The 15,536-nt window shown below is 42.3% G+C and carries 30 protein-coding genes; all 30 read right to left on the bottom strand.

Features of this window, described 5'->3' with window-relative positions; genetic code table 11:
- Positions 1 to 232 precede the first annotated feature (232 nt).
- Complete coding sequence (gene rplQ, locus JW841_01235) at positions 233 to 640, bottom strand: 50S ribosomal protein L17 (GenBank protein ID MBN1959542.1); 408 nt, start codon at positions 638 to 640, stop codon at positions 233 to 235.
- 63 nt (positions 641 to 703) lie between these two features.
- Positions 704 to 1,705: a DNA-directed RNA polymerase subunit alpha gene (locus JW841_01230; protein ID MBN1959541.1), complete on the bottom strand. Its 1,002-nt coding sequence runs from the start codon at positions 1,703 to 1,705 to the stop codon at positions 704 to 706.
- 24 nt (positions 1,706 to 1,729) lie between these two features.
- Positions 1,730 to 2,356: a 30S ribosomal protein S4 gene (gene rpsD, locus JW841_01225; protein MBN1959540.1), complete on the bottom strand. Its 627-nt coding sequence runs from the start codon at positions 2,354 to 2,356 to the stop codon at positions 1,730 to 1,732.
- A gap of 19 nt (positions 2,357 to 2,375) precedes the next feature.
- Positions 2,376 to 2,765: a 30S ribosomal protein S11 gene (rpsK, locus tag JW841_01220; GenBank protein MBN1959539.1), complete on the bottom strand. Its 390-nt coding sequence runs from the start codon at positions 2,763 to 2,765 to the stop codon at positions 2,376 to 2,378.
- A 22-nt stretch (positions 2,766 to 2,787) separates the two neighbouring features.
- Positions 2,788 to 3,171 (bottom strand): 30S ribosomal protein S13, encoded by a 384-nt coding sequence (rpsM, locus tag JW841_01215; protein ID MBN1959538.1) that lies wholly within the window; start codon positions 3,169 to 3,171, stop codon positions 2,788 to 2,790.
- 34 nt (positions 3,172 to 3,205) lie between these two features.
- The gene (rpmJ, locus tag JW841_01210; protein MBN1959537.1) at positions 3,206 to 3,319 is read right to left on the bottom strand and encodes a 50S ribosomal protein L36; all 114 of its coding nucleotides are present in this window, start codon (positions 3,317 to 3,319) and stop codon (positions 3,206 to 3,208) included.
- Between the two features lie 6 nt (positions 3,320 to 3,325).
- Positions 3,326 to 3,544 carry a translation initiation factor IF-1 gene (infA, locus tag JW841_01205; GenBank protein MBN1959536.1) on the bottom strand — a complete coding sequence of 73 codons (219 nt, stop codon included), beginning with the start codon at positions 3,542 to 3,544 and terminating at the stop codon, positions 3,326 to 3,328.
- Between the two features lie 198 nt (positions 3,545 to 3,742).
- The gene (gene map / locus JW841_01200) at positions 3,743 to 4,453 is read right to left on the bottom strand and encodes a type I methionyl aminopeptidase (GenBank protein MBN1959535.1); all 711 of its coding nucleotides are present in this window, start codon (positions 4,451 to 4,453) and stop codon (positions 3,743 to 3,745) included.
- Positions 4,454 to 4,624: 171 nt separating this feature from the next.
- A complete protein-coding gene (gene secY, locus JW841_01195) occupies positions 4,625 to 5,932 on the bottom strand; it encodes a preprotein translocase subunit SecY (GenBank protein ID MBN1959534.1) in 1,308 nt (435 codons plus the stop codon).
- Positions 5,933 to 6,069: 137 nt separating this feature from the next.
- Positions 6,070 to 6,567 (bottom strand): 50S ribosomal protein L15, encoded by a 498-nt coding sequence (rplO, locus tag JW841_01190; GenBank protein MBN1959533.1) that lies wholly within the window; start codon positions 6,565 to 6,567, stop codon positions 6,070 to 6,072.
- 207 nt (positions 6,568 to 6,774) lie between these two features.
- Complete coding sequence (gene rpmD, locus JW841_01185) at positions 6,775 to 7,005, bottom strand: 50S ribosomal protein L30 (protein ID MBN1959532.1); 231 nt, start codon at positions 7,003 to 7,005, stop codon at positions 6,775 to 6,777.
- 62 nt (positions 7,006 to 7,067) lie between these two features.
- Positions 7,068 to 7,592: a 30S ribosomal protein S5 gene (gene rpsE / locus JW841_01180; protein MBN1959531.1), complete on the bottom strand. Its 525-nt coding sequence runs from the start codon at positions 7,590 to 7,592 to the stop codon at positions 7,068 to 7,070.
- Positions 7,593 to 7,626: 34 nt separating this feature from the next.
- Positions 7,627 to 7,989 carry a 50S ribosomal protein L18 gene (rplR, locus tag JW841_01175; GenBank protein ID MBN1959530.1) on the bottom strand — a complete coding sequence of 121 codons (363 nt, stop codon included), beginning with the start codon at positions 7,987 to 7,989 and terminating at the stop codon, positions 7,627 to 7,629.
- An 80-nt stretch (positions 7,990 to 8,069) separates the two neighbouring features.
- Positions 8,070 to 8,612 carry a 50S ribosomal protein L6 gene (gene rplF / locus JW841_01170; GenBank protein ID MBN1959529.1) on the bottom strand — a complete coding sequence of 181 codons (543 nt, stop codon included), beginning with the start codon at positions 8,610 to 8,612 and terminating at the stop codon, positions 8,070 to 8,072.
- Positions 8,613 to 8,658: 46 nt separating this feature from the next.
- Positions 8,659 to 9,063, bottom strand: coding sequence for a 30S ribosomal protein S8 (gene rpsH, locus JW841_01165; protein ID MBN1959528.1), 405 nt, complete (start codon positions 9,061 to 9,063; stop codon positions 8,659 to 8,661).
- 91 nt (positions 9,064 to 9,154) lie between these two features.
- On the bottom strand, positions 9,155 to 9,340 hold the full coding sequence (locus JW841_01160; GenBank protein ID MBN1959527.1) for a type Z 30S ribosomal protein S14: 186 nt from the start codon (positions 9,338 to 9,340) through the stop codon (positions 9,155 to 9,157).
- 22 nt (positions 9,341 to 9,362) lie between these two features.
- Positions 9,363 to 10,079, bottom strand: coding sequence for a 50S ribosomal protein L5 (gene rplE, locus JW841_01155; protein MBN1959526.1), 717 nt, complete (start codon positions 10,077 to 10,079; stop codon positions 9,363 to 9,365).
- Between the two features lie 11 nt (positions 10,080 to 10,090).
- A complete protein-coding gene (gene rplX, locus JW841_01150) occupies positions 10,091 to 10,426 on the bottom strand; it encodes a 50S ribosomal protein L24 (GenBank protein MBN1959525.1) in 336 nt (111 codons plus the stop codon).
- The gene (rplN, locus tag JW841_01145) at positions 10,426 to 10,794 is read right to left on the bottom strand and encodes a 50S ribosomal protein L14 (GenBank protein MBN1959524.1); all 369 of its coding nucleotides are present in this window, start codon (positions 10,792 to 10,794) and stop codon (positions 10,426 to 10,428) included. The genes rplX and rplN overlap by 1 nt, the downstream gene beginning before the upstream one ends.
- Before the next feature lie 81 nt (positions 10,795 to 10,875).
- Entirely contained in the window at positions 10,876 to 11,172 is a 297-nt protein-coding gene (gene rpsQ / locus JW841_01140; GenBank protein MBN1959523.1) for a 30S ribosomal protein S17, read from the bottom strand.
- A 3-nt stretch (positions 11,173 to 11,175) separates the two neighbouring features.
- Positions 11,176 to 11,412 carry a 50S ribosomal protein L29 gene (rpmC, locus tag JW841_01135; GenBank protein ID MBN1959522.1) on the bottom strand — a complete coding sequence of 79 codons (237 nt, stop codon included), beginning with the start codon at positions 11,410 to 11,412 and terminating at the stop codon, positions 11,176 to 11,178.
- Between the two features lie 9 nt (positions 11,413 to 11,421).
- Positions 11,422 to 11,832 (bottom strand): 50S ribosomal protein L16, encoded by a 411-nt coding sequence (gene rplP / locus JW841_01130; protein MBN1959521.1) that lies wholly within the window; start codon positions 11,830 to 11,832, stop codon positions 11,422 to 11,424.
- A 35-nt stretch (positions 11,833 to 11,867) separates the two neighbouring features.
- Positions 11,868 to 12,506, bottom strand: coding sequence for a 30S ribosomal protein S3 (gene rpsC / locus JW841_01125; GenBank protein ID MBN1959520.1), 639 nt, complete (start codon positions 12,504 to 12,506; stop codon positions 11,868 to 11,870).
- 66 nt (positions 12,507 to 12,572) lie between these two features.
- Complete coding sequence (gene rplV, locus JW841_01120; GenBank protein MBN1959519.1) at positions 12,573 to 12,908, bottom strand: 50S ribosomal protein L22; 336 nt, start codon at positions 12,906 to 12,908, stop codon at positions 12,573 to 12,575.
- A gap of 110 nt (positions 12,909 to 13,018) precedes the next feature.
- Entirely contained in the window at positions 13,019 to 13,300 is a 282-nt protein-coding gene (gene rpsS / locus JW841_01115) for a 30S ribosomal protein S19 (GenBank protein MBN1959518.1), read from the bottom strand.
- A 3-nt stretch (positions 13,301 to 13,303) separates the two neighbouring features.
- Positions 13,304 to 14,149 carry a 50S ribosomal protein L2 gene (gene rplB / locus JW841_01110; protein MBN1959517.1) on the bottom strand — a complete coding sequence of 282 codons (846 nt, stop codon included), beginning with the start codon at positions 14,147 to 14,149 and terminating at the stop codon, positions 13,304 to 13,306.
- A gap of 4 nt (positions 14,150 to 14,153) precedes the next feature.
- Complete coding sequence (gene rplW, locus JW841_01105) at positions 14,154 to 14,441, bottom strand: 50S ribosomal protein L23 (GenBank protein ID MBN1959516.1); 288 nt, start codon at positions 14,439 to 14,441, stop codon at positions 14,154 to 14,156.
- A complete protein-coding gene (gene rplD / locus JW841_01100) occupies positions 14,438 to 15,097 on the bottom strand; it encodes a 50S ribosomal protein L4 (protein ID MBN1959515.1) in 660 nt (219 codons plus the stop codon). Before rplD ends, rplW begins: the two co-directional genes overlap by 4 nt.
- Before the next feature lie 11 nt (positions 15,098 to 15,108).
- Positions 15,109 to 15,417: a 30S ribosomal protein S10 gene (gene rpsJ / locus JW841_01095; GenBank protein MBN1959514.1), complete on the bottom strand. Its 309-nt coding sequence runs from the start codon at positions 15,415 to 15,417 to the stop codon at positions 15,109 to 15,111.
- A gap of 32 nt (positions 15,418 to 15,449) precedes the next feature.
- A partial coding sequence (locus tag JW841_01090) for an elongation factor Tu (GenBank protein MBN1959513.1) occupies positions 15,450 to 15,536 on the bottom strand: 87 nt, incomplete at its 5' end.

Below are 15,536 nucleotides of genomic sequence, written 5' to 3'. Positions count from 1 at the left end.
TTTACAAAGGATGTTTAGCTAATTTAGCTTTTTATAATTAATTGTAACTAGTTAGCTGCGTACCAGGCTAGCACCGTAAGATAGCATAAAAGAAACAAATGTTGATTGTTCCATTGGAGAGCACACCTAAATACATAAATATTTAGATACTCAAATGACATTAAGTTAGCAGCAGAGAGTTTTTATATTTATTTATTAGTAACTTAACTTAACGTAAGAAAGAAGTATAAATTTACTTTGATTCACTAGATGCTTTATCGCTACTAGTTGTTTCTTTTTTACCAGCAAAATCAACTAATTCAATGAATGCAAGATCGGCTGCATCACCACGTCTAGTACCAGTCTTCAATACTCGGGTATATCCACCTTGACGCTCTTTAAAACGTGGTCCAATTTCACTAAATAGTTTTTGTAAAATTTCATGGTCATGAACATTACGAGCAGCCAAACGTCTGGCATGCAAATCACCGCGTTTTCCTAAAGTAATAAGCTTTTCAGCATAGGAACGTAATGCTTTTGCTTTTACTTCAGTAGTCTCAATTCGTTCATGTCGAAATAATGCCATTGCAAGATTACTTAAAAGAGAACTGCGGTGGCTACTATTGCGACCAAGTTTTTTTGTAGCTTTTTGATGACGCATGACTAATTACCTCTATCGTCGTTCATCGCATTTGAAACAGCAATCCATGCTGATATCAATAATTTAACGTTTAATCTCTTTTGGAGGCCAGTTATCTAACCTCATACCCAACGAAAGGCCCATATCCGCTAATACTTCTTTAATTTCTTTTAGAGATTTGCGACCAAAGTTTTTAGTTTTAAGCATTTCAGCTTCTGATTTCTGCACTAAATCGCCAATAAATTTAATATTAGCGGCCTGCAGACAATTCTCAGCTCGCACTGATAAATCAAGTTCATCAACTGAACGCAATAGATTGTCGTTTAGCTTAGTTTCTGCTGGCTTCTCTTCTGGAAGAGTAAATTCTTGTTCTTCTTCGAAGTTAATAAATACCGTTAATTGCTCTTTTAGAATTTTAGCAGCAAGTGCTACAGCATCATCCGGTACAACTGAGCCATCTGTCCAAATTTCAAGTGTCAATTTATCGTAATCTGTAACCTGCCCAACACGTGCATTTGTTACATTAAATATAACTTTATGAACTGGCGAAAACAATGAATCAATAGGAATCCAACCTACCGCCATATTAGGTGCTTTATTACGATCTGCCGATACATAACCGCGACCACGTCGTACCATTACTTCCATAGCCAAACGGCCACCTGCAGCAATTGTACAAATATGGTGATCGGGATTTAGAATTTCGACAGCGTCGTCGCCTAATAGATCTTTAGCGGTGACTTCGACCTCCTCTCTTTCAGAGGCTCGCAAATCAATACGTAGAATGCGTGGCTCATTGACGCGTGTTTTGCAGCGTACTTCTTTTAGCGCCAAAACAATGTCAGTGACATCTTCCGTGACATCCGGAATAGTCGTAAATTCATGCAGTGCACCATCAATACGTACTGCAGACACCGCTGCCCCTTGTAGCGATGATAGTAATACACGTCGCAGGGCATTACCTAAAGTTACTCCGAATCCACGTTCTAATGGTTCGGCAAAGAACTTACCATAACTGTCAGTAAAAGATTCCCGATCTACGATGAGATTCTTTGGACGGATCAAATCGCGCCAGTTGCGATGCATGTGAGTTCCTTGCTCCTTCAGAGATTATTTCGAATAGAGCTCGACAATAAGCTGCTCTTGTATCGGCATCGTAATGTGCTCACGAGCAGGCATAGCCTTAACGCTGCCAGAAAAATTCTTTGCGTCGAGTTCTAACCAATCTGGTACACCACGCTTTTCAACATTAGCTAATGCTTCAGCTACGCGGCCAATCTGTCTTGAAGCTTCACGTACAGTAATGGTTGTCCCAGTAGTAACCTCATAAGCTGGCACAGTAACCCGATGACCATTCACGGTTACGTGACCATGACGCACTAACAGACGTGCTTCAGTACGAGAAGCGGCAAAACCTAAACGATAAACAACATTATCAAGACGACTTTCTAATATTTGCAACAGTTGCTCGCCGGTGATTCCTTTCTTTCTCGCCGCCTTTTCGTAATAATGCTGGAATTGGCGTTCGAGAATTCCATAAATACGGCGAACTTTTTGCTTTTCACGCAACTGAATACCATATTCAGAAAATTTATGGCGACCCTGACCTTGTTGACCAGGAGGATAAGGTCGCCTTTCAACCGCACACTTTTCGGTGTAACAACGCTCTCCTTTTAAGAAGAGCTTCAAATTTTCACGCCGACAAAGTCGGCACGCTGAATCAGTGTATCGAGCCATATCTAATCTTCCTAAAGGATCAAACGCGCCGTTTCTTTGGAGGACGACAACCATTATGTGGCACCGGTGTAATATCACGTATCATGGTAATATTCATACCGGCTGATTGCAGAGCTCTAACTGCTGCCTCTCGGCCAGCACCAGGCCCCCTAACAAGTACACCAACGGATCTTACACCATGCTCGGCAGCTTTCTCAGCTGCATCTTGTGCAGCAATTTGTGCGGCAAATGGGGTTGACTTTCGTGAACCACGAAAACCCTTTGCGCCAGCACTACACCATGAAAGCACATTACCTTGTGAATCAGTAATGGTAACCATAGTATTGTTAAAAGTTGCCTGAATAAAAGCCATACCTGTTGGTATGTTTTTCTTAACCTTCTTGGCAGTTCTGCCCGAAGCTGTTGCCATCGTTTAGCCTCTTAGACCTTGATCATCTTGCAGTTGCAGTTGAGCCACCACGATGTACCATGCGTTTTGGCCCTTTTCGGGTTCTAGAATTCGTATGAGTTCTTTGCCCACGAACCGGTAAACCTTTGCGATGTCTCAATCCGCGATAACAACCAAGGTCCATAAGACGATTGATATTCATCGATATTTCACGACGTAAATCGCCTTCAACCTTGTAATTACGCTCAATAATCTCACGCAGTTTTGCAACCTCACCTTCGGTAAGATTGTCTGTACGAGTTACCGGATCAACACCAGCAGCTTGAATGATGTCTTTTGCGAGTTTTCTTCCAACCCCGAATATGTACGTCAGGGCGATTTCAACTCTCTTGTTACGCGGTAAGTCGACACCGCTTATGCGCGCCATAGTGACCGCTGCCTTTCTTTAAAGGGTATACCCTCTAGCCTTGACGTTGTTTATGACGAGGGTTGGTACAAATAATTCGTACTAAACCTTTACGTCGAATAACTTTGCATTTTGCACAAATTTTACGAACTGATGCTCGAACCTTCATGATCACTCACTTTGCTCGATAGGTGATCCGACCTCTTGTTAGGTCGTATGGAGACAACTCAACCGTAACCTTATCTCCAGGTAATATTTTTATGAAATGCATACGCATTTTACCGGAAATGTGACATAACAGTTTATGACCATTAGCTAACGCAACGCGAAACATTGCATTTGGTAATGGCTCAATCACAGTGCCCTCGGTTTCGATCGTATCGGCCTTAGCCATACAGTGCCTACAATTCCCTTTCTTTTCGAAAACCAACGCTAAAAAATATCGTTAATTTTCAACTCGTTAATTTAACCATTGTTAACTTCGTAACTTATTTGAGAAATACATTTTCTCGTCTAACTAGTACAAAGTTAAAACGGAACGCGGCTTCTAACATGCGCATACAAGTCTTGGCAAGGTAAAAACCCTCTCTCTTTACAATCGGCTTAAAACAATGGGATCGCCATCAGTAATCGCAATCGAGTGTTCAAAATGAGCCGATAAGCTATAATCTTTCGTTATGGCAGTCCAACCGTCTTCTAATATTTTTATTTCATGTTTTCCAAGAGATAGCATCGGTTCGATAGCTATAACCATTCCTGGTCGCATTCTTGGTTTAGGACCATCATAGTAATTTGGAACTTGAGGGTCTTCGTGCATTTTTGTACCCACGCCATGACCCACAAAATCGCGTATAACACTCATTGAATTTTGGGTGGCATGTTTCTCTACAACTAAACCAATATCGGATAAACGACATTCTGGAGTACATTTCTCAATAGCTAATTCCAATGATTCTTGAGTTACCTGCATTAATCTCTGAGCTTCTTGACTAACCGTTCCAACAGGTACTGTTTTAGCGCTATCACCAACATATCCATCATAGACCACACCAAAATCAATACTAACAATATCTCCATCTTTTAATAAACGACTTTTTTTAGGTATTCCGTGCACAATTTCTTCATTTATAGATATACAAGCTACAGCAGGAAATCCATGATATCCTAAAAACGGGCTTCGTAATCCCCGCTTTTTAAGTGCAGTTCTAGCAATACGATCGATTTCCCAAGTTGAAATACCAGGTGTAATTGCTTCAAACATTAAGTTAAGAATTTCTGCAACATGAATATTAGCCACACGCATTATTTCAATTTCACGAGGAGATTTTAATATTATTTCACGTCGGCTACGTTTCACATTATTCTCCTAAAGCCAGATAAACTTTTGTGCAGATTATTTTAAAATGATATACTTACAAAAAACAATGGCTAGATTATTTGTGCGGCTAATCTTGCAAACAATTTATATTTGAGATTAACGACGGCCACGAATACGTGGGCCACGTGAACCAGCAAAACCATCATAATGACGAGTGATCAGATGACTTTCGATCTGTCGCACAGTATCAAGTGCTACACCAACAACGATTAGTAAACCAGTACCACCAAAATAAAATGGCACCTTAAATGTACTAATTAAAATTGTTGGTAATACTGCGACTGCCGACAAATATAAAGCTCCACCGAATGTAATACGAGATAAGACAAAATCAATATATTCAGCAGTTTTTTTACCTGGCCTTATTCCTGGAATATACCCGCCATATTTTTTCATGTTATCTGCTACGTCAACTGGGTTAAAAGTAATGGCGGTATAAAAGTAACAAAAGAAAATAATTAAGAGTACGTATGCCGTATTGTAAAACCATGCATCCATACGAAAGAACTCTTGAACCTTGTCTAAATACCCTCCCGGTATAAAATTAGCTAACGTAGCTGGTAATGTTAGCAATGTAGATGCGAATATTGGCGGAATAACCCCTGAAGCATTAACTTTAAGTGGCAAATGTGTAGATTGCCCAGCGTATGTATGTTTACCTACAAGTCTTTTTGCATATTGCACTGGTATACGTCGTTGAGCTTGTTCAAAAAATATAATTATCGCTATTACTAATAAGATAATACCCAAGACAAACATCATCGTTACAGGCTGAATAATATTCCCTTGTAGATATTCCCATGTGTTAACAACACCTGATGGTAACTGCGCCACGATACCGGCAAAAATTATTAAAGAAATACCATTACCTATTCCTCTCTCAGTGATTTGCTCACCAAGCCACATAATGAAAACCGTACCGGCCGTTAGAGTAAGAATAGTGATGAGATAAAAACTTGCACCTGGCTCATTGACAACCTGTAATCCCGATGGATTATTTGATAAATAACTAGCGATAGTTGAACCCTGAATTATAGATAATATAATAGTACCGTACCTTGTATATTGATTTATTTTACGACGGCCTTGTTCGCCTTCTTTCTGCAGTCTTTCTAATGTCGGAATAACAACAGTTAAAAGCTGCATAATAATCGAAGTTGAAATATAAGGCATAATCCCTAAAGCAAATATACTTGCTTGCTCGAATGCGCCTCCTGAAAACATGTTAATGAAGCCAAATAGGGTACCTTCTAACTGCTTGAAGGCTTTTCCTAATTCGACTCGATTAACTCCTGGAACCGAAATGAAAATCCCGATTCGATATATTGCAAGTATTGCAACGGTATAAAGAATGCGCTTGCGCAGCTCTGGTACTTTGCCTATGTTCCAGAATCCTGATGCCACTTTTTCAACTCCCCGACGCAATACTGACGTCGCAAGTTAGCTAATTGAGCTTGACCTTTGCTGTCTTCATTTTTGCTTCACTTTATTATTAATCTAATTTTCGTAAACAGACTCCTTTTGAGTCATAGTTGAGAGCTTTAGGCTTTGCTATTTTTAGTATGCTTGGAACGCATAAACTTTACTTTTGGGGGTAACTCTATTGCCTGTCCGCCTACTGCCTCAATTTTCTGTTTAGCGGTAGCACTAAAATGGTTTGCTGTAACAGTAAGAGCATGGCCTAAATCACCTCTACCAATAACTCTTAATCCATCAGCATTTTTGCTAGCTAAGCCAGCATTTACTACCTTGGTAATATCAACATTATCGCCACTTTTAAAATAGGCAGATAACATATCGATATTGATCTCAATCCATCTTTTAGCAAACGGAGGAATAAATCCACGTTTTGGCATACGACGGTACATGGGCATTTGACCACCTTCAAAGCCACGACCTGGTTTGCCTTTGCCAGTACGCGCGGTTTGTCCTTTGCCACCACGTCCTGCGGTTTTTCCGTAACCTGAACTCTCGCCACGACCTACACGTTTACGTTTTTTGTTAGCGCCTACTGGCGCCGAGAGATTATCGAGTCGCATTCTCGCTTACTCCTTTACACCTTAAACGGTTGCAACCTTCTAGGGGGTGTACCTAAAAGTTGGACTGAGAGATTCACAAAAGCCACGTAACGAGGACCGTGCGCGCAGGAAAATCATGCTGAGGCTTGCTAGTGGCAAGTCGCAAGCAGAATTTTGCGAGTACGTGAGCCATAAGTAGTGGATTTTGTGAAGATCGACGGGAGACATTTAGGTACACCCTCTTAATCGCTGTTGGCGATGAGATTTTGGTGGTGGTCCATCATGAGCTGCTACCTCTATAGCATGAACCACCTTATATAAAATTCCCCGAACTGCTGGGGTGTCTTTGAGATATACTGTTTTACCAAATTTAGTGAGACCTAAAGTTTTTAATGTCTCGCATTGGCTTTTTGGCCAATGATAAGCAGAGCGCTTGAGCTTTACTTCAAAATGTCTCATTGCACCCATAATTATCCTCCTTATAGCCGTGCTCTAACAGAAGTTACATCCGAGCACCTAAACTAGGCCTGCGCCGCACTTTTGCTTTGTAACACTTCTACATTAAGGCCACGCCGCTTAGCAGTTTCTTCTATAGACCGTAGCTGTTTAAGTGCATCAATTGTTGCTTTAACAACATTATGTGGATTTCTGCTGCCAATACTTTTTGACAAGACATTACGAATTCCGGCTGATTCCACAACTGCGCGCACCGCACCACCAGCAATAACACCAGTACCTTCTGAAGCTGGACGTAATACAACTTGGCCAGCCCCATAAGTCCCTATTACTTCATGAGGAATCGAACCATTACTAATAGGTACAGCAAACATATTTTTCTTAGCTTGTTCGAAACCTTTACGAATAGCCTCAGGTACTTCGTTAGCTTTTCCTAAACCAGCCCCAACTTTTCCATTGCTGTCACCGGCAACGACTAATGCACTAAAGGAAAAACGACGGCCACCTTTGACAACTTTAGCAACACGATTGAGATGCACGAGTCGATCAACGATCTCGCCCTCACCACGCTCATCACTAGGTCCAGACATTTTGTTAGTTCTCTCGGCCATAGAAAGGCACTCCTCAGAACTTAAGGCCGCCCTCGCGGGCACCTTCGGCAATCGCTTTAACGCGGCCATGGTAACGATATCCGCCGCGATCGAAAACGACGGTCTCTATGTTCTTTGCTTTGCAAGCCTCTGCAACAGCCATTCCTATTGCCTTGGCTTGCTCAACCTTTTTACCAGTCACTTGTCCACGAAGGCTTTTTGACATTGTCGATGACGAAACTAAAGTATTTCCATTAACATCATCGATAATTTGAGCATAAATATGTTTGGCGCTTCGGAAAATATTGAACCGTGGACGTTCACTAGTTCCAAACACCTTCTTGCGGATGCGCACGTGACGACGTTCACGTCCCACGAGCTTCCTACCAATACCCATCGCCTATCTCCTATTCACCACGCTATATTCAGGATATGCGCACTTTATTCACGCACGCCTCGCAACGCAGTTACTAACTACTACTTCGCCCCGGTCTTACCAACCTTACGACGAATCACCTCGCCAGCATACTTAACACCCTTGCCTTGATATGGTTCGGGTTTTTTATAGCTTCTTATCTGAGCGGCAATTTGCCCAACTAATTGCTTATCAATACCTTTGATAGTTACCTTAGTTTGAGCTTTGTCAACGATACATTCAATTCCTTTAGGTATCTTTAGCTCTATAGAATGAGTGTACCCTAATATAAAAGTTACAGTATCGCCTTTTAATTCAGCTTTATAACCGACACCGTTAATTTCTAAACCGCGCTCATAACCTTTGGTTACACCAATAACCATATTCTGCAACAAAGCACGAACTAAACCTTGATAACCACGATTATTACGAGCATCATCAGGTCTGCTAACTTTAGCTTCTCCATTCTCAACTTTTACTGACATACCAGCTGGAATAATCGCATCAAGTTTGCCCAACGGTCCTTCAACATGAAGTACTTTATCTTTTAATTCAATTTTAACCTTATCCGGTACTTGTACCGGCTTGCGTCCAATGCGTGACATGACTTAACCTATAGCCTTTCTCGCTAATCGTGCGTTATGCTTAAAGCTACCAAACAGCACAGAGTACTTCACCACCGACCCGCGCTTGACGTGCAGCACGATCAGTCATGACCCCTTTGGGTGTAGTCAGGATAAGAATACCAAGGCCGTTACGAACCTTATTCAGATCAGCAACTCCTAAATACTGACGAGCACTTGGGTGTGATACACGCTTAAGACCAATAATCACCGGAGCTCTTAAGTAGTCATATTTTAGCTCGATTTCAATGACACCTTGCCCAGGCGTTTTTCCAGAAATACTGCGAAAGTCTTCAATGAAACCTTCTTGTTTTAAAACTTCAGCAATACGTAGTTTCAATGATGAAAATGATATATCGATTCGTTCATGACGAGCTCTTCCACCATTACGAATACGCGTCAACATATCTGATACCGGGTCACTATGCATAATTTTCTCTCCTTTAAAGTCACCACAACCGTTTCGCCCGTGTCGACCTGCTGCGGGACCATTTCCTTAAATATTCATTGTGCAAGTTTGTGAACTACCAACTAGCTTTTATAACCCCTGGTATTTCGCCACCTAGTGCACGATTGCGGAAACAAATACGACACATATTAAATTTGCGCAAATATGCACGTGGTCTTCCACACAAAGGGCAGCGTGAGTGACCGCGAACCTTAAACTTAGGTTTGCGTGTTGCCATCACCATTTTTGATGTTTTCGCCATGGTTTCCTCTTTACCCTACGCTTTAGTTACGGAAAGGCATGCCAAGATGTTTTAGCAATGCCTTACCTTCTTTATCGTTTTTTGCAGTAGTAGTAATAGTGATGTTCATGCCTCTCACCTTATCTACTTTGTCATAATTAATTTCTGGAAAAATTATTTGCTCACGAATACCAAGCGAATAATTTCCCCTGCCATCAAATGCACGACCACTAACGCCTTTAAAGTCACGTACACGTGGTATCGCGATATTCATTAAGCGATCTAAAAACTCCCACATGCGAGCGTTACGTAAGGTAACCATACATCCGATAGAAAGACCAACACGTAACTTGAAATTAGAAATCGATTTTCGCGCTCTCGTTACTACTGCTTTTTGACCTGCAATCTGTCCTAATTCCTCAACTGAGGTAGTTACCGCATTGGGATTACTAACTGCTTCACCAAGGCCCATATTTATTGTAACTTTGGTAATACGCGGTACTTGCATAACATTCTTGTAGCCATGTTCTTTGACAAGATTTGGCACAATTTCATTGCGGTAGCGTATTAATAATCGCGGTGGTGGAGCTTCTCTTGCAGGCTGTTGAGAAGCGCTCTTTGCAGATTTAGACTGCTTTTTATCCGCGCCTTTGGCTTTTACAGCTTCACCTTTGGCTTTTTTAGCACCACCACTTTTGGCGCTGCTTGTAGCCTTAGATTTAGCACCGGCTTCGTCTTTTTTTTGAGTGTCCTTTGCCATAATAGATCTCGCTATTGCTTAGCCTCAGATAGAATTTCTCCGCTCCGGCGTGCCACACGCACTTTGCGATTATCCTCGAGCTTTTTATAACCAACACGTGTTGGTTTATTACTTTGGGGATCGATTGGAAGTACATTCGAAATATGTACTGTTCCAAATTTGTCAATTATTCCACCTTGGGGAATTTTTGGATCACGACCTGCTTTTAGATGCCGTTTGATAGGAGCAATACCTTCAATACGTACTCGGTCTTTATCAACTAGTACTTCAAGGATCTTGCCTCGCTGACCCTTGTATTTACCAGCTATAACAGCAACTAAATCACCTTTACGAACATGACGCGCCATCACAATACCTCCGGCGCAAGTGAAATAATTTTCATAAATTTTTTCTGCCTAAGCTCTCGCGCAACTGGACCGAAGATACGAGTACCTACTGGTTCACCTTGTGCAGACACCAACACCGCAGAATTGTTATCAAAGCGAATGTAGCTACCATCAGCGCGCCTTACTTCTTTAGCAGTACGTACAATAACTGCACGAGCTACATCGCCTTTTTTAACTTTTGCATTTGGGAGAGCTTCTCGAATCGCCACGACAATGATATCACCAATAGTGGCGTATCGTCGTCTCGATCCTCCCAATACCTTGATGCACATGACTTTTTTTGCACCCGAGTTATCAGCAACATCGAGCACTGTCTGCATCTGAATCATTGTTCACTCCGTCCTATCGCGAGGCTAAGCTATATACGGCTATAAAACCGAAAAAGCTGCTTCGCGTCCATAAGCGTTTGGTTAAACGCTCGTCTCGCGCTGCACAATCTCCTTGATACGCCATCTCTTCAGCTTAGAGATTGGTCGCGTTTCTTCGATAATGACTATATCTCCAGCTTTACATTCGCCTGATTGATCATGAGCTAAATAGCAAGCTCGTTCGTTAACATATTTCACATACTTTGGATGCTTAACACGTCTAGTTACTTCTACTACTACGCTTTTCTGCATCTTAGCCTTAACAACCTTACCTTGCCTCAGTTTGGGAGAGGCTTTAGGCGCCGTTGGCTCTTTATTTGTAGGGTCAGCGCTAATCATAATTTATGTTCCTTTACTCGCATCTAAACTCGGTTTAACGCTTTGTTCATGCATAATTGTGGTGATACGGGCGATCTCTCGCCGCAACGCCAATAAAGTATGAGTTGTTCGTAATTGTCCAAGCGCATGCTTGAATCGAACTTTTTGCAGCTCTTCTGTTTTGCTAACCAACAATGATTCGAGTTCGGCTTTGCCGCGCTCGCGCAACTCTTTGGCAGCTATCTGATTAGCTTTAGCCATAGCTTACTCCTAATCCGCTCTACGAATTACACGCGTTGCGAATGGCAATTTATGCGATGCTAAGCGGAATGCTTCTTTGGCAATTTCTTCAGTAACACCTTGCATTTCGTATAAAATCCGACCGGGCTTAATAACTGCAACCCAATATTCTGGACTACCCTTACCTTTTCCCATACGTGTTTCAGCTGGCTTTGAGGTAATTGGTTTATCAGGAAATACTCGTATCCAAATACGACCACCTCGTTTAATATGGCGAGTCATAGCAATACGACCGGCTTCTAATTGGCGTTGTGTCAGAAAAGCAGCTTCAAGCGCTTGTAGACCCCATTCACCAAAAGAAACGCTGCCGCCGCGTAGCGCTGTACCGCGAATACGGCCCTTTTGGTGTTTGCGATACTTCATTTTCGCTGGTGACAACATGTCTTTAGCTTCCTATGCTTGTTTGGCTTTTTTGTTTATGTTGAAGTGCCTGGAAGTACTTCACCTCTGAAAATCCAACATTTAACGCCGATCACACCGTAAGTCGTGCGAGCCTCAGCCAATCCATAATCAATATCTGCTCTTAAAGTATGCAACGGTACACGACCATCGCGATACCATTCATAACGAGCCATTTCAGCGCCGCCGAGACGACCCTTACAAGCAATACGAATACCTTTTGCGCCGAATTTTAATGCTGTTTGTACAGCCTTTTTCATTGCTCGTCTAAAAGCGACACGTCTCTCTAGCTGCATAGCAACATTTTCTGCAACTAATTGAGCATCAATTTCAGCCTTACGAACTTCATGAATATTCACAAACACTTCACTTCCCGTAAGGATCTGAATTTCTTTTTTGAGCTGCTCAATTCCGACACCCTTTTTACCAATAACGATGCCAGGTCTTGGTGTAAAAATAGATACTTTTACTTTGGCAGCCGCTCGTTCTATCTCGACTTTGCTTATACCTGCACCCGAGAGTTTACGTTTTACATAATCTCGAATTTTAATGTCTTCGTGTAACCATGCCGAATATAGCCTCTCTTCGTACCATTTCGAATCCCAGCCACGAATGACACCAAGGCGAAAACCTACTGGATGTGTTTTCTGACCCATTAAAAAACCTTATCCTCTCAGGCGCTGCTTGTTACAGTTAATATAACAATACATGAGTTCGTCCCTTTACTTTCCTTCGACCAATATAAGCGTGACGTGACTAGTACGCTTATGAATACGAGTCGCTCTGCCCATTGCTCGCGGCAACCATCGTCGCAAAGTTGGGCCTTCGTCGACTGTAACTGTATCGACCAGCAAACGGTCAAGATTGAAGCCACCTTTAACATCAGCATTTGCCACAGCACTCTTTAGCAGTTTAGCCACAGGTCGAGCTGCTGATTTTTTTGAAAACGTTAAAATATTTAATGCGTCTTCAACTTGTTTGCCGCGAATCATATCAATTACTAAACGAACCTTACGAGGAGCCATACGCAAATGACGCAAAGATGCTTGCGGTCCCATCTCTGTTCGCTTTTGTTTCCTCGCTGCCGCTTTTTCGCGTTGCCGAGTAGACATCTTCTTTCTCCAAGCTAAATCATCAAACTGATAATTTAACTAAATCCATTGCTTCTTTACTTTGACTCTTTGGCTTTCTTTAAACCCGGATGCGCATGAAAAGTACGCGTAGGGGAGAATTCGCCAAGTTTATAGTCAACCATATTCTCAGTGATAAATACTGGTACGAACTTTCTGCCGTTATGCACAGCAAAAGTATGTCCCACAAATTCAGGAACGATAGTTGAGCGCCGTGACCAAGTTTTTATCGCTTTCTTTTGTCCACCCTTATTCATTTCCTCGACTTTTTTCATTAAATGCAAGTCAACAAACGGGCCTTTTTTTAGGCTACGGGCCATGGCTTAACCTCTCTTCTTCTTCTTGGAACGTCGTGCGACGATAAATTTATCGGTCGCTTTATTACGACGTGTTTTTTGACCGCGAGTAGGTTTACCCCAAGGAGTTACCGGATTACGACCACCCTTGCTCTTACCTTCACCACCACCAAGAGGATGATCGACCGGATTCATGGTAACACCACGATTATGTGGTGTTTTGCCTAACCATCGCGTTCTTCCTGCTTTACCAATATTTATGTTTTCGTGATCAATATTTCCAACTTGACCAACGCAAGCTCTGCAGCTGTCTTGTACTTTACGCAATTCACCAGAAGGCAAACGAAGTAGTGCATAACCACCTTCGCGAGCCATTAATTGTGCACTGGTACCTGCAGAGCGTACTATTTGGGCACCTTTGCCGGGTTTGAGTTCAATGGCATGAATCATTGTACCTGCCGGCATTGCTGATAAGGGCAAGCAATTTCCAGGCTTAATATCTGCCTTATCGCTAGAAATTACCATCGCGCCTTTTTCAAGGCCTACAGGTGCAATGATATAACGTTTTTCACCATCGGCATAATTTAGTAAAGCAATACGAGCTGAACGATTTGGATCATATTCAATACTGGTTACTTTAGCTGGTACATCGATTTTCTCTCTGCGAAAATCTATTATACGGTAGCGGCGTTTATGACCGCCACCTTTAAAGCGAACACTAATAGTACCATTAGTAGATCTGCCAGCACGTCTATGTAGACTTTTGGTAAGCTTGCGCTCCGGCTTGTTTGAAGATTGAGTTAACTCATTGAAATCTGAAACTGTCATCGCACGTCGACTCGGCGATGTTGGTTTATAATCTCTGATACCCATCGCCTTACTCCGTTGCGAAAAAGTCGATATTGTCACCTTGTTTTAGGGTAACAACCGCTTTTTTCCAATTAGGAAGTTTGCCAATACTACGACCGCGACGTTTAAGTTTTCCGTGTACAATACTTGTACGTACTGCTGATACGCCTACGCCATAGATACCTTCAACGGCTTCTCTGATTTGGTTTTTATTGGCTGCTTTTGCAACCTCAAAAACCACTTGGTTAAACCGATCTTTCAAGGCCGTAGCACGCTCGGTGATTATAGGCCTAATGAGAATATCGCAAGGTCTCATGATCTATCACCTGCATTCGTTTCGCTCAAACCACGAGCACGAGCAATTACCGCTGCCAGAGCACTTTCGGTTAATACTAAACTCTTATGCCCAATGATGTCGTATACATTTAATGCATTGGGTAAAAGATATTTGCTCTTATATTCAATATTTGAATCAAGATTTCTAGCTGACTTCTTTAAATTGATATTTTCATTATCGACAATAAGTGCGTTCTTAATCTCAAGCCGATCAAGTATACTGGTTAACTCTTTTGTTTTTGGTATTGCCAAATCAATTTTATCGATCACAACCAAACCTTCTTTGGCTTTCATTGTCAAAGCACTTTTTAATGCGGCTTTGCGTGCAGAACGAGGCAATCGATACGAATAATCTCTTGGTTGTGGGCCAAATACCTTGCCACCACCAACGTGATTAGGGGCACGACTCGAACCTTGTCGAGCTCTTCCTGTGCCTTTTTGTTTATATGGTTTAATACCACCGCCAGAGACTTCGCCACGTTTTTTGGTTGCGTGAGTGCCGCGCCGCCTACTTGCAAGCTGTGCTTTGATCTGCTCCCACACCACCGCGTCGCTTATCTCTACGGCGAATATATCGTCAGGTAACTCTATGCTACCGACTTTTTGCTTTTCGATGTTTAATACATCGACTTGCATGGCCGTCTCCGTTAGCTCTTAATCTCGACATCGACACCAGCGGACAAGTCGAGTTTCATTAATGCATCAAGTGTTTGTTGAGTAGGATCAATAATGTCCATCAAACGCTTATGCGTGCGTATCTCAAATTGTTCACGTGATTTTTTATCAACGTGAGGTCCACGTAGTACCGTGTACCGATGAATTTTTGTTGGCAGCGGTATCGGGCCAGCCACTCTGGCTCCCGTGCGCTTAGCCGTTTCGACGATTTCACCCGCCGATTGGTCAAGCACTTTGCTGTCATAGGCTTTAAGCCGAATACGAATCTTGGTCTGATTCATCGAAAACGCCTCGATTTCCGTGCGGAAGACCGCTACTCGATGATCTCTGCAACAACGCCAGCGCCCACCGTGCGCCCACCTTCACGAATAGCGAAGCGGACTTCCTTCTCCATCGCAAT

The organism is Deltaproteobacteria bacterium (genome assembly GCA_016931625.1).
In the GTDB taxonomy this organism is placed as follows: domain Bacteria; phylum Myxococcota; class XYA12-FULL-58-9; order XYA12-FULL-58-9; family JAFGEK01; genus JAFGEK01.
The sequence above is the reverse complement of the archived record's forward strand: the minus strand, read 5'-3'. Positions and strand labels throughout refer to the sequence as shown.